This is a genomic window from Pseudomonas sp. FR229a (genome assembly GCF_030209115.1).
GTDB lineage: Bacteria > Pseudomonadota > Gammaproteobacteria > Pseudomonadales > Pseudomonadaceae > Aquipseudomonas > Aquipseudomonas moraviensis_A.
Window position 1 is genome coordinate 78,956 of sequence record NZ_JARVSP010000034.1, and the last position, 13,966, is coordinate 92,921.

At 60.6% G+C, this 13,966-nt stretch carries 6 protein-coding genes; 4 read left to right on the plus strand and 2 right to left on the minus strand.

What is annotated here, in order from left to right:
• Positions 1-87: 87 nt before the first annotated feature.
• Genes QRN33_RS24970 through QRN33_RS24985 form a run of 4 tightly spaced genes read left to right on the plus strand, consistent with a single transcriptional unit; the run spans position 88 to position 5,152 of the window.
• Positions 88-2,610, plus strand: coding sequence for a CS1-pili formation C-terminal domain-containing protein (locus QRN33_RS24970; protein ID WP_281926101.1), 2,523 nt, complete (start codon positions 88-90; stop codon positions 2,608-2,610).
• A gap of 4 nt (positions 2,611-2,614) precedes the next feature.
• A complete protein-coding gene (locus QRN33_RS24975; protein ID WP_285410745.1) occupies positions 2,615-3,826 on the plus strand; it encodes a hypothetical protein in 1,212 nt (403 codons plus the stop codon).
• 45 nt (positions 3,827-3,871) lie between these two features.
• On the plus strand, positions 3,872-4,615 hold the full coding sequence (locus QRN33_RS24980) for a molecular chaperone (RefSeq protein WP_285410747.1): 744 nt from the start codon (positions 3,872-3,874) through the stop codon (positions 4,613-4,615).
• A 33-nt stretch (positions 4,616-4,648) separates the two neighbouring features.
• Positions 4,649-5,152, plus strand: a complete 504-nt coding sequence (locus QRN33_RS24985; protein WP_185054097.1) for a CS1 type fimbrial major subunit — start codon at positions 4,649-4,651, stop codon at positions 5,150-5,152.
• 157 nt (positions 5,153-5,309) lie between these two features.
• On the opposite strand, the gene QRN33_RS24990 is transcribed toward QRN33_RS24985, so the two are convergent.
• A complete protein-coding gene (locus QRN33_RS24990; RefSeq protein WP_285410749.1) occupies positions 5,310-10,436 on the minus strand; it encodes a dermonecrotic toxin domain-containing protein in 5,127 nt (1,708 codons plus the stop codon).
• Positions 10,437-10,628: 192 nt separating this feature from the next.
• Positions 10,629-13,766: a transglycosylase domain-containing protein gene (locus QRN33_RS24995; protein WP_285410751.1), complete on the minus strand. Its 3,138-nt coding sequence runs from the start codon at positions 13,764-13,766 to the stop codon at positions 10,629-10,631.
• Positions 13,767-13,966 lie beyond the last annotated feature (200 nt).

Genomic DNA, 13,966 nt, shown 5'->3' on the forward strand with positions numbered 1-13,966 from the left:
CTTTTCACGAGCGGCGTCAACCGACGGGGCAGGCAGTGATGTTTGCCCCGACGGACTTTCATAGTCAGTCAATCAGAGTACGAGTTCATGTTCCCGATGACCCCCATCGCGGCTGCACTTGCGCTGTTGTTTTGTGCCAGCGCAGCCGTCGCATCCAACACCGCCGGTACTACGCCACGTAGTCTGTTGGCGCAGGCCAAGGGCTTGCCGGCGGATTTCGAGGAGCATTTCTTTGATGTGCCGCTGGCGGTGCGGGTCGAAGTCGACCAGCAGCCGCTGGGTGAAGCCATGGTGGTGTTGTCCCGCGATGATCGCATCACGCTTCTCGAATTCACCGACACCAGCGAAAACCGTTTCGGGCCCGCCGAGCGGGAAAAATGGGCAAGCTTCCTCAAGCCCGGCGTGCCCCTGGGCGCGTGCAGCGGTTCGTGCCCGGAGCAGTTTCTGGCCGTGCATTACAACCTGGAAAACTCACTGGTCTCGATCGTCACCGAAAACGCCGAGCGCGACGTTGAAGCCAAGCGCTATTACGAGCAGCCGAGCGGCGGCAGCAGCGGCCTGATGGTGCGCAACCAGCTCAACCTCAATGGTGGCCAGGATCAGGACCTCGGCGGGCGCTTTGGCCTTGAAGCCAGTGCCAGCCTGGGCAACTGGAGCCAGACGCTCAACCTGCAAATGGCCCGGCTCGGCGGCCCTGACGACAAGCTTTATCACGCCGTCCACGAGCTGCACACCCAGCGCGAACTGCAAGGCAGTTTCTTTCGCGTGGGCTATTTCACCCCCAATTCCGAAGGCCTGACGCGCCAGCCGCGCACGTTCGGCACAAGTCCCGATACGGCGGTCGGCGTCATGTACGGCAGCTCCGACAGCCTCGCGATCAACAGTCCGATGCCCAGCGTCTACCCGATCTACGTGACCGCCAACCGCCAGGGTTCGGTGGAGATCTGGCGTGACGGTTTGCTGATCAATACGCAATCGGTGCCGGCCGGTCTGCAGACCCTCGACACGCGACCGCTGCCCGGCGGCATCTATGAAGTGGAAGTGCGGCTGGTCGAAGACGGCCAGATCACCTCCACCACCCAGGAGTTGGTATACAAGCCCAACAACTGGCGCAACCTTGACGAACGCTGGCGCTACAACGTGTTTGCCGGTGAAGAAAGCAAACTGCTGAGCAACTGGGACACGCAAGCGAGCGGCAGTCCCACCGCCGGTGCGGCGGTGAACTATCTGTTGCATCCACGGGTGATTGTCGGCGCTTCGGCGCGGCAGATCCGGGAAAAGCTGCAGTACGGCACGTCGATCGACTGGACGCTGGCCAATCACATCAGCCTGTATGCCAACGTCTACAAGACCGAGGACTACGGCACCGGTCTCGACCTGCAGAGCCTGTACAACTATGGCGCCGGCAGCATTGTTGTCAGCCACAACCGCAGTTGGCTCGACACCACCAACACCTACGACACCCTGCCCGATGGCACCCGGGTACGTCCGCGCAATGTGTTTATCGGCCAGACCAGCAATTCGTCGCTGGCGCTCAACCATCGCCTCAGCAGCAAGAGCTCGGTCAACGCGCGGGTCTCGCACAGCGAGGGCAATGTCGAAGGCATGGGCCTCGATCTGGGCTGGACCCAGCGCACCCTGGTGCTGGGCAGCGATGCCAGTTGGCGCCTGTCGATTTTCGATCGGCCGGGCAGTTTCAGCAGCGGCGATGCGCGCAATCGCGGGGTCGACCTGAGCATCAACATGGCCCTCGGCGCACCCGGCCAGCAGATCACCGGCAGCATCGGTTCGCGCACGGCCCGCGACGGCGCGCGCGACAACAACGCCTCGCTCGGCTGGCGCCGGGACTTCAAGGACCACGTGCTGCAAAACGTCTCGCTCACAGCACTCACCGACACCTATGGCATAGGTGTCGCCAGCCTGGCGAACTTCCGCACCGATTCGGTCAACGGCGACGGTTTCATCCAGCGCTCCTCTTATAACGGCAACTTCACCGGCGGCCTCAACGTCGACAGCACGCTGGTGGTGGGCGGCGAGCAGATGCTCATGACCAGCCAGAGCGAAGTGCGCGGTGCCGGGATGATCGTGGATGTGGAGTCGGACATCGAGGACATCGTCCTGCGTGCCGACGATTACAGCGGTGGCGGGGCGGCGTTGAAGCCGGGGCGCAATTTCATTCCGATCACGGCGTATCAGAACAGCTCGGTGAGTTTCGATTTCGAAGGCAACACAGTGCCGGCCGCCACCATCCAACCGGCGCGTACGCGTTATCACCTGAACAAGGGCGGCGTCGAGTACCGCAAGATCCGCGTGATGAAAACCCTGACCGTGCTCGGCCGGCTGGTGGACGGGCAAGGGCGTCCGCTCAAGGGCCACCACGTGATCAACCACGCCAGCCGTGGCGTGACCGAAGTCGACGGGTTCTTCTCGATGGAAATGAACGCCGGCTCACCGACCCTGGAAGTGCGTCAGGGCAACCAGTTGCTGTGCCAGTTCCGCCTCGATGCCGACAGCCATCGCAGCGAAAACAACGTGTTGATGATCGGTGATCTGCGCTGCACGCCGGACACGCTGGCAGATGCAACGTTCACTAGTCAAAAGGCGGGATGAAGCAATGAATAGCATTACAACGGGTGTCGGTCTGGCGTTGGCGCTGGCCATGCCCAGCGCACTGGCAGCCGGTCAGGAAATACGTGCATTGTTTCGCCCCGATCCCTCGCAGCCTAGCAAGAACGTCTTCATTAACCAGACACCGAACAGTGGTTACTGCGCGAGCTATCCGGACCAGTGCACGGCGAACTCGATGTTCAGCATTCAACTGCCCATTCGGTTCAATGGCACGCGCGCGCTCTATCAAGGGGAGGTCATTCCGATAAAAGCCCCCGCCAACTGGCGACGATTGACGGTCGTCAATGCTGACACTCAGGAAGCGGAAACCGTTGAGGTACGTATCACCGGTGTTGGCTCCAAATATGTTTTGAGTCAACCGGCTTATGAATTGGTTGGGGTAAGTGACGTACTTGAGGGGCATCAAAAACTCTGGACCAACAGTAGTTGGGTATATGCGCCTGCTCCTTGCCTGTTCAGCGGTAATGCACCTTATGGTCCTGAGCATTACCGGTTTTTCTGGAAGACACCGGTGGAAGCGTTCTGCACTAAAAGGAATGCTTATCCCATCCCGTCCATTGATTTCGACACCCTTGATTTTGCCTACGAATTGCGTACCCCCAATCCGCTGGGTATGTCATCTGGCGTCTATACCGGCTCCCTTACTTACAGGCTTGGGAGTGGGGCGGATTTCGATTTCGGGCCGTTGATGCAGCCGGACGACGATAGTCTGACCCTCGACTTTGTGCTGGACGTACAGCACACCCTCAAAGTCGATCTGCCACCGGGTGGTAATAAGGTCTCGCTGGAGCCTGAAGGCGGCTGGGCGCCGTGGCTCGACAGCGGGCGCAAACCGAGGAGAATTTTCCGCGATCAACCCTTTCATCTCTCTGCGTCGTCGCGCTTCAAGGTGATGATGCGGTGCAATTCCATGGGCGGACCGTACTGCAGCCTCGGCAGCCCCTTGGGCGATAGCGTTCCGGTCAAGGTGTCCATGAGCCTGCCCACGGGCATCACCGGCCCTGGTGGTGACGTTGCCCGAATTCCCTTGCGCTTCGACGACTGGGTCGGTCCGTTCCAGCCGGGCATCTATGTGGATCGCAAACCCGGTGCGCTGCATTTCGAGCTGGAACCGGCGGCGATCGATTTTCTCCTGCGCCCCGGCAAGAACGACCGGCTGAGCGGCGACATCACCATTATCTGGGACTCGGATGTGTGAGCACTGCAGTCCGGCCTTTTTTCGATTTTCATGGAGTTGAACGCGATGAAACGTGGTTTTCTGCTGGGCGTGCTCAGTGTGTATTGCCTGACGGCGCAGGCCGGGCCGCAGATCAATGTCGGCACTGTCTACGATTATCTCGACGCCGATAAAAGCACCTATCTGAAACGGGTGTTCAACAGTGGCGACGCCACCGCGTTCGTCAAGATCAACGTACTGGAGATCATCTACGGCGCCGATGGCCTGCCGCAGGAAGTGCCTGTGCAAAACGCAGCTGACGGCGCTTCACGCAACGGTGTGATGGCCAGTCCGGCGCGGCTGATCGTGCCGGCGCAGGGCATGCAGGGCACGCGTCTGCTGTACATGGGCGAGCGGGACCGCGAACGCTATTTCCGCGTGCGCTTCGTTCCGGTGGTGCCGGAAAAGGAAGACGAGTTCGTGGTCAGCAGCGAAGAGCGCGAAGATTACAAAAACTCGCTTTCCGCCGGGGTCAACGTGATGACCGGGTTTGGCACGATCTTCTTCGTGCGGCCCAAAGACGCGCGTTTTGCCACCGTCATCAATGACACCGACAGCCGCTATGAACTGCGCAACGACGGCAACACCGTGCTGATTGTCGATGAGTTCAAAAGCTGTTCGCTGAGCAAGGAAAACGACTGTGGTGCGACCACCAAACACCATGTGCTGGCAGGGAAGAGCTTTGCGTTCGACAAGGAGAAAGGCCGTCAGTACAGCTTCTTCCTGATCGAAGGCAGCGAGAAGAAAACCGTGAAGATCGCCAGTCGCTAGTTTTGTTTTCCATTGACGCATCGGGTAACCAACATGATCAAGCAATGCACCGCCGCCGCGCTGCTGGCCGCCACTGCGCTGAGCGGCGTCGGGGCGTGGGCCGCGCGCGAAGAGCACACGTTCGAAGTGTCCCTGACCATTCCCAGCCGGCCGTTCTACATCATTCCGGCGGAACCGGACTGGATTCACCGGCCGCAGCGGCTTGAGTGGGATTACCAGCGCTCGACCCTCAGCGGGCTGATGCGCAATTTCGATGTGCACCACGACAGCAGCGCGATTGAGGCGCGGCTTGCCTACGACTCCTATCTGGAGAACGGCCGTCCCGGTGAAGTGATCGATCTGCGGGTCTCTTTCAACGATGTCGAACTGAGTTCGCACGTCACCCCGCGCCAGGTCTTGTCCGAGGAGGAAGCGGCCGGGGGCAAGCGCGTGGCGTTGAAGATCGACCCGATCGAACCGGAGGGTGGTTATCGCTCCGGGGATTATTACGGCAATGTGGTGCTGATGTTCAACGCCAGGGCGCCGGGTGCGCAGTGATCGATATGCACAGCTATCCGTGTGCGCCGGTGTATGCAGCAGCGGATAAACGCTGTCGCGTCGGAGGAGCATGGAGCGGTCCTGTGCTGGCGCCGGTTGTCGGCAGCGTGCCGTCCGGCCAGTCCTTGTCGGGGCTGGCCGGGTTGCAAACCTGCCGTTAAAGGCCCGCCAGTCCCATCGCCTCACGGGTCAGTTGTCGGGACAGTTCCTTGCGCTGGTAGCCGAGGTCATCGGGCAGCCTGTTGTAGCGGCGCTGGCTCATGGGTTCGTCGGTGAATATCTCGGCGTGGGGAATGCCAAGCCGGGTCGCGAGGGCTTCCAGTTTTCGCGTCAATGCATTGAACTGCGTTCGATCAGTGAGGGTGGCCCATTGCGCCTGTGCCGTGCGCAATTCATCAAGCCATTCGAGTCTGTCCTCAAAGAGACGATCATTGCGTTCGTACTGGGTCGGGTGGGTTTTGCGCAAGTGACGCTCCCAGAAATTGTCTGAGGAGAGATCAATCATTGCATTGACCAGACCGTCGCCCTGTTCCCGCTTCACGATCATCCTGTACGCCGTTTCGATTTCATCTTTTGTTACGCCGGAACGCTCCTCATAAAGCATCGCTTCGGACTGCCAGGGCAGTTCCAGTCGTTCTGCCAGCCCTTTCTCGAATGCCAGATGGATTTCCACTTCGTCCGGGGGCGGGTTGCCCGGATCGATGAGGTTCTGTTGTGCCTGACGGCTGTATTCCACGCGGGCTTCGTCGCTCACCAGATCCAGCCGCGCAGCACTGCGCGCCAGGCGCACGAGTTTGTTGTCCAGCACCTTGGCGGATGTCTGTTCTGCATAGGCTCTGGACACCAGCACCTTCATTCCGAGGGAGTTGAACAGTTGCGCACCGAGGTCGCCACAGTCGTCAGGGGAGACAATCTGTCTGAACAGTTTTTCGCGCAGTTCCGAGTCCAGCGTTGCGGCTTCGACCATTTCCCAGACGCGTCTGGTCAGTTTTTTTCGTGCGGGATTCGTCCGGTAATCCGCGCTTTCTCTTTGCTTGGCAATCACGCTGAAAAAACCGGCCGAGTCGGGCTCGGCCATCAGGTCGAACCAGGATTCTTCGCGATATTTTCTGAACGCCACGGACGGGCTGTAATGCTCAGGCTCATCGAAGGGTTCTTGCCAATGGCTGAGTTCGGTGCTGGATGCCTCTGGATAATCGATCACATAACCCAGGCCTGAGGAGCTGCGATAGTGTTGATAGCGGACCCGCTCTTCATTGGTCAGTTTTTCCGTATCAAACCTTGCCCGACTCAGGACGAAGGCCTGATCGGACCCGGGCGTGACCTCGGGCAAGGTGTCGATCGGCGCCTTGCGCATGTCGAGCATGAACCCCCGTGGGCGGTGTCGGTTGATGCTGCCCACCTTGAACAGCCCTTCGGGCCAGGTGTGGATATCGGTTTTGGCCAGACTCAGCTCCTCCAGCCTATACATGCGGCCGACATCGGGTGGCGTGCGCAGTGGATTGCCGTTCAGGTTCAGCGAGCGCAGCCGCACCAGTTCCTTGAGCCGTTCGCTGGATCGCGGTGTGAGGCGGATGAGGTTGTCGGCCAGATCCAGATCCTCGAGTTGACGCATCTGGCCGATGCTGGACGGGATTTCTTTCAGTTCGCATTGGCGGGCGTTCAATCGGCGCAGATGGGGGAAACTGCCGAGCAATCCATCCGGATCTGCCGAGAGTGAGGTTTTGTTGATCCTCAGTGCGGTGATCTTGTCGATGTGCTTGTTCATGTCGGGGCGCTGGCGCAAATCCTTCCACCAGCGTTCGAGATCCTTGCCGCCGAACTCGGTGGTGAGGTCCAGCGTGTAGCCTTGCTCGGGATGGATGTCGGGTTCGTCGAAAAGATCGCTCTGGCGTTTGAAGCATTCAATCATCCGTTGTTCGATGTGATTGCCGCCGGTCTGCATGTAATCCCTGGAGGCGCCGTAGCCCGGTTCTCCCGCGTCATCCATGCCGATGGGGTGATCGTCACGCCACGCCTGTAATGCCTTGTGCAAATCCTTGCGCTCGTTTTCCAGCTTTGCGATGGCATCGAGGGTGTTGCCTTTGCTCTGGCGCGTCAGGGTTTCAATGAACGCGTTTCTCGCACGTGCATTCATTGTCGGGTAAAGCTGTTCGATGCGTTGATCTGGCGTCCGGCTCCCAAAGAACCGGGACAAACCGCGTACCAGCGTTTCGGTTTCAATCGTCGCCTCAGGCCGGATGGGCGGCTCGGCCAGTGCGGTTCGGCGCTGCGCGGGGGGCTCGGCCTGTTCCATGATCCACAGTTTCAGCGGGCGTCCCTGACCGCGTTGATAACCCACGGCAGGCAGTGTTTCAGCGGGCACGGCATGCAGAATCGACTCATGGAAATCATCGGCGTCATGCAGTTTTTTATTGTGCACGTCGAGTACTTCGTAGCGGCCGTGTTCGTCGCGGATCAGGCGTCGGACAGTGCTTGCGTCATCCGGCCCGACACTGCAGCGCAATGTCCCGTCGTAGCTGCCATCGCGGACTTCCAGGCGCAGATCGGCGAAGGTGTCGGTATTGAGCCTGAGGGTGTTGAGCGCCAGGCGTTCGGTGTCGGCCGTCATCAGTTCGTCGTGATAAAAACCATCGTAGGTGCGGGCCGCGCTGGCTTCGAAATCCAGTTCCCGAGCCTGAGTCTTGAGGCGTAACGGCAGGCGTTGTTCGTCGGCGATTCTTTGCCGTTCGGCGGATCTGGCCTGGGACAGGAGCTTCTCGGCCAGCGGCAATGGCAGCTCCGGGAAAGTCTGTCTGACGATTCTGATGTCGGCTTTGTCGGGTCTTTCCAAGGCTCGATAGACATGGCGAGAAACGGCGCCACGGCGCTCATCCACGGCATCCGCCAGTCGATTGCGCAAGGCGCTCGCACGATTGGCACGGGCAACGTCGTGCCCCAGCAGATTATGGATTTCTCTGTCGGTGAGGAAGTCCGCCAGCCGATCCGGCAACCGGCCGGCGTTCAGATCGCCGAGGCTGATGCTCAAGGTATCGGCCGGCGCAGCCTGCGGGTCGCCGTACTTGCGCGAATGACCGCTCAGGCTGGCATCGGCGAACACCTCCAGCGCTTTGCCGTCAGGCCAGCCGGGCAACGCGGTCAACAGCGGTTCCAGCCAGACCGCTTGAGGGTCGATCGGCCGACCGCCACGGATGTCGGCACTCGCCGTGACTACGTCGTCGTAAGCGCTGAAGCGTTTGACCGCGTCGGCCAGCAGCGGTGGCGGCGGACTGTTGTCGATATGCATCTGGCGCAGCGCGCTGTGATCGGTGCCGCTGCTGATGCGCACCTGCTCCAGTTGCGTGGGCGAAAAGCGTTCGACGCTGTGGCCCAGACGCCGCATCAGCGTTTCGTTCGACCAGTCTTGCGGAGTTTCCAGTTCATGCCGCCAGGCACCGTGGCCGTTGTGTTCGATCTTTGGTTGGTAGGCGTTGGCGCGGCGCGGGTGTTTGATGCGGTGGGTGGTGGACGTGGCTGGCGGCGAGGGTTTTTCGACACAGTACAGCTTGCCCTCAAGTGGCAGGACGGTTTCGTCGCCGTACTGATGCAGGCCATGGCGGTCGGGTCTGGCGTCTGGAGGGAGCATCAGTTCGTTGCGTTCGTAGGGGCTCAGGTCCGGGTGCCATAAACTCGCTTTGCCATCGGGCAGCCTGACCGGTTTCATGCCGTCCACCAGCGGTGACAGCTTCACGCGAAACGCTTCGCCGATCTGTGCGCCGGCGGTGAAGGCGGCCAATTGAATAATGTCGGTGACCACGCTGATGACATGCCCGGTGGCTTCCTGCCAAAGGCCTTCGGCCAGATCGACGATGCCTTCGATGACGTCGCTGGTCAGTTGGTAAGCGGTGTAGGCCATCATCAGTTCGCCCAGCCCCGGCACGAATGGGGTGGCGATCAACAGCGCGACATTGAAAATGTCCGAGAGAATTTTCTTGAAGTTGTCCCACCACGCCCAGCGCGCCTTGCTGTCGGTATCCGCGGTGGAAACGGCGATTTCCCGGGCGTCATTGAGAATCTTGTCGAGTTTTTGCTGATAAGCGTGGCGCCAGTAATCGCCCTGCAATTTCACCCGAGCGAAGCGCAGATTGGGATTCTCTACCGCCACCTTGTGCCACGGCGGCAGCGGGTCGGACGGGGCCTCACTCGCGTGGTACCTGACGATGAACAGCCGTTGCTCGAGCTCGGCAAAGAAGTGCCCGCGCTGCTGCTGATCGACGAACTGGCTGAAGAACTGGCGATAGGTCTGTCCGGTTGATTCGCTGAGCCGGTCGTCGCGAAGCTGACGCGTCAGTTCATCGCGGAAGGCTTTCAAAGAGTCGTACTCCTTGAGCGGGTGATCCGGGTCGTGGGGGACGTAGACGATCAGGCGTCGGATGCCACGCTTGTCCGTCACGGCGTGGGTCAACACCAGGACGCCGGTCAGCCGGGTGCCGAGCAGCGACAGGTCAGAGCACTGCATTGCGCGGCCGTTGAGCAGCAGTTGCGGACTGCCTTCGGCCAGGTTCAACAGCATTTTGTAGCTGTCGTACTGGATGTCTTCCTTCATCAGCGCCAGGTGTGCGGCGACGGCGAGGGCGTCTTTCTGACTCTCGCTCACCTTGTGTTGCAGCACGGCTTCGGCCAGAGGTTCGCCGGGCAGCAGGTAGCTCTCCAGATGTTTTTTATACTGCGCGCCGATATCCAGCTCGCGGCACAGCGTCTGGAACTGGCTAATGGGCATGGCACCTTTGATCGGCAGGACATCGAACAAGCCTCGCGCGTCGGGTTGGCTGATGTAGTCCGAGCCGTCACCGACCGTTTCACTGCTGGCGAAGTTGTGCAGGGCGGCGTCCAGTAGCGAGACGGTGCGGGTCACAACGCCCTTGGAAACATCGATGGCGTACCACGGTTTGTCCTTGGGCAGGTAAAGGCGCAGAAAGGTGCGTTTGACGTCCGGTTCGATGCCGTGTCGCTCCTTGATGCTTGCCTTCAGCAGCGGCTCGGCGAAGGCATGCAGATCGGTTTTCGCCAGCAAATGATCCACCCGGTTCTGCGAACCCCAGGCCTTGAGATTGGCAATCGCGAGTCTGAGCAGGTAAGGAGCGGGCGCGGTGGTGTACCAGGATTGAATCTTCAGTGGCGAGGCTGCCAAGGCGAGGCCCCGGCTGACGGTGGCGGTTTTGAAATTGTCGTTGACGGCGGACTTGATGAATTCGTAGTGCCGCCCTTTGTCCGCGTTGACCGCAGGCTGGGGGGAGAGAGACATGGCCAATCATCCTTGATTGTGGAGGAATGATCAGCCTACTCAGGGCCGGGCAAAACAAAAGTTCAAAGATCGGGAGGCAAACCTCGCCGCGGGTCAGCAACCCGACAGGAATTCGAATCTGAAAAATGCAGGGTTACCACCCACCGAAGCGAAGAATCGTCACCCTGATGCAGAAAAAGCCGACACGATTTGTTACCTCGTTGTAGGGCGCGGCGCCTCGAGCATGGCCACGCTGGCGGTCTGCGTCGGTTTGCATTGCGAGTCGCTGCCCGGCTGCAGATACGGCGTGAGAATCGGCGCCATCCCTTTGAGCACTTGCGTGGGCAGGGCCGAGGTGAACTTGAAGTTCTCTGCCGAGCGTCCCGGCACGAAGGCGGTGAGGGTGCCGAAATGGTGATCGCCGATGTAGAACACGAAGGTTGCCGTGCGATTGATCGACTTCGAACTGATGATCCGTCCGCCAGAACCGATCGCGGCAATGCGGTTGTCGCCGGTGCCGGTTTTGCCGCCCATGGCCAGCGGCGTACCGTCGGGCAATTTGAAGCTGCCCGAGACCCGTTTGGCGGTACCGGCATCGACCACTTGCGACAATGCCTCGCGCATGGCTCTGGCGACTTCCACCGGCATTACCCGTTTGCCGACATGCGGATCGTTGACCAGTCGGGTTTCGTAGGGCGTGCCGGCGGCGAAGTGCAGGCTGTCGATGCGCAGCGTCGGCATGCGCACGCCGTCATTGAGGATGGTGCCGATCAGCTCGGCGAGTGCGGCGGGGCGGTCGCCGGAACTGCCGATGGCCGTGGCCAGTGACGGCACCAGGTGATCGAACGGGTAGCCGACTTTCTGCCAGCGCTGGTGGATGTCGAGGAAGGCTTCGATCTCGAGCATGGTGCGGATACGACTGTCGCGCGCCCCCTTGTGGCGACTCTTGAACAGCCAGCTGTAGACTTCCTGACGCTCGAAATGGCTGGCCTTGACGATCTCGCTGAAGGTCGCTTCCGGGTGATGCAGCAGGTAGCCGATCAGCCACAGGTCCAGTGGATGCACCTTGGCGATAAAGCCTTGGTCGGGCAGGTCGTAACTGCCGGGGCCATACGAATCGTAGAGGCGGATCAGGCGGTCGTCCGTGAGTTTTTCGTTGAGTTTGGTGCCCTTGAGGTGCGAGCGCACGAACCGGTTGAAATCTTCCTGGCTGGCTTCCGGCAGCAGATAGCGATGCACGGCCGCCATGCGGATCGGCGTCGGGCGCATGCTGTCGAGGAAGGTATCGAGCCGCGCTTGAGTGTCCTTGTTCCTGTACTTCTTCCAGAACTTGAGCAGGAACGAGGTGCCTTCGCGGTCGGCAAAACTGGCCAGGTATTCCTGACGACGCGGGTCGCGATCATCCTTGAGCAATTCGCCGTTGGGTCCTGAGTAGGTGGTGTAACGGACGATATCGCGCATCAGGCGAATGAACGGCAGGTTGATCGACTCGCGCAATGAATCGCGCAAAGTGGGCAGGCGCCCGTTGTCCTCTTTGCGAAAGTTGTGAAAGGTGTGCAGCCCGCCGCCGGTAAAAAACGCCTCGCCGGGGCTGGCCGAGTATTTGCGATCCAGTGCAGCGCCGAGCAGCTTCGACAGGTCGTGGTCCTTGTTCTGGATCAGGTAGTCGATGACCCAACGGCTGAGGCGATCCTGATCCGGTATCTCGACCTTTTTCAGTTCGGTCACGCCCATCGCGCCGTACTTGTCGTGCAGCTCGGCGACGATTTGCAGGTAAGTGGTGAGCACGCGCATTTTTGCGGTGGAGCCCAGTTCGAGCTTGCTGCCCTCGTTGATGTCGAACGGCTGGTCGGTGCTGTCGGTCTGCACGCGCACGCGGGAGCCGTCCGGGGTCAGTTCGAACAGGGTGAAGCTGTAGCGCACTTGCGTGGTACTGGTGGGCGTCAGCAAGCGTTCGCCGAGCAGGCCGATTTCGGCGGCATAAGCCGGATCGGCGAGTTTTTTCAGGTAAGCGGTGGCCTGGGTTTGCAGGTCGCCCTGCAGAGTGCTGGTGGCCGACAGGTCGAGGCGGTCGAGGTCGTACAGCGGCCGGTTGAGCATGCTCGCCAGACGGCTGCGAGCGGCGCTGATGCCCTTGTTGGTTTCGATCGGCTGCAGGGTGGGTTGGGTTTGCCAGTCGCGGTACGACACGGTGCTCGCCAGCGCGGCATCGGCCAGGGCACTGTCGATCACGCCGTTCTGCTTGAGCAGGCGCAGGTGGCTGTCGGTGAGGTTGGCCAGCTCTTCGCGGCCCTTGGTCAGGTAGTGGGAAGGGCGGCGCTGGGCGATCATCAGCGAGAGCATTTCCCGCAGGGCGAGGCCTTTGGCGGCCATGGTCTGCGGGTCGGTCGCCGGGCTGTTCAATTGCTCGTTGGCCTTGTTGAAATCGCTGCCGTACCAGACCCGCAAGCCTTCGGCCATGCCATGCACTTCGCCGTGGCCGGGCACCGCCGAGAGCGGCACGCTGTTGAGATAATCACGGACGATGTTCTGCCGCGCGCCGAGGCTCTGCGGGCCATCCTGATAAGCGCGGACACTGGCGGAAATCATCTGGCGGATTTTCTCCGCGCCTGATGAAGTCAGGCCCTCAGGCGAGTGACGGTACTTTTCCAGTTGCGTCGCCAGGGTGCTGCCGCCGGCCGATTGCCCGGGAAGGTGCAGCAGTTTCGCCACTTGCGACCACGCCGCCATGCCGAAGCGCGGCCAGTCCACTGCCGGATTGGCCAGCGGTTGTTTCGGGTCGAGGAGAAAACGGTTTTCGATGAACAGCAGGCTGCTGACCACCACCGGCGGAATCGCTGCGAAGTCCGGGTACAGCTGTTGCGGATAGTTGTAGCGGTACAGCGGCGCGGCCCGGCAATCGGTGATCGACAGTCCGGCCTGGATCTTCTCCGAATAGGGCACGAACAGGCCTTTGTCGGTGTAGCTGAGCAGGGCAGGGGAGAAGCGCGTCTGCTCGGTGATCACGTAATTGCGCTTGAGCAGGCGTGGCAGAAATTCATCCAGTGAGCTGTAACCCAGGCGCAGATCGAACGGGCCGTTGCCCGGATAACGAATCGCTTCGCTGGGCCCGGGTTCGAGTTTGTAGGTCAGCGAAGCGGCGTACTGGCTCAGTTCCCGCGCCTGGAAGCGCGAAGTGCGCATTTCCTTGGACGCGGCGAGTCCCACGACGACCGCGATGATCACAAACAACAACCAGAAAGCCTTCCACCCGTGCCGATTGCGGCGGGGTTTTTCAGGGACAGGCGCTTCATCCACACGTTCAGTCGGGACCACGGTTTTACTCGAATCGGTTTGCCACAAAGCACCCATAGTCGACTGATCCATTCACGCAGATTGATCGGACTTGTCTAAAGCTTAGACGGTGGTTGGCCGTGGGGAAAAAAATGTAAAGGACTGCGGGAGGAGCGGTCGCAGAATCCCCGCAAGCTCCCTCGCCACAAGGGCAGCGGTGTTTCTGATCTGGCTTAATGATTCTGGACACTCCTAAAGGGCGGTAATCTACGCCCATA

Excerpts from the sequence above, each read along its gene's own strand:
- QRN33_RS24985 (WP_185054097.1), top strand. The coding sequence starts at position 4,649 with ATGATCAAGCAATGCACCGCCGCCGCGCTGCTGGCCGCCACTGCGCTG.
- QRN33_RS24970 (WP_281926101.1), top strand. The coding sequence starts at position 88 with ATGTTCCCGATGACCCCCATCGCGGCTGCACTTGCGCTGTTGTTTTGT.
- QRN33_RS24975 (WP_285410745.1), top strand. The coding sequence starts at position 2,615 with ATGAATAGCATTACAACGGGTGTCGGTCTGGCGTTGGCGCTGGCCATG.
- QRN33_RS24990 (WP_285410749.1), bottom strand. The coding sequence starts at position 10,436 with ATGTCTCTCTCCCCCCAGCCTGCGGTCAACGCGGACAAAGGGCGGCAC.
- QRN33_RS24980 (WP_285410747.1), top strand. The coding sequence starts at position 3,872 with ATGAAACGTGGTTTTCTGCTGGGCGTGCTCAGTGTGTATTGCCTGACG.
- QRN33_RS24995 (WP_285410751.1), bottom strand. The coding sequence starts at position 13,766 with ATGGGTGCTTTGTGGCAAACCGATTCGAGTAAAACCGTGGTCCCGACT.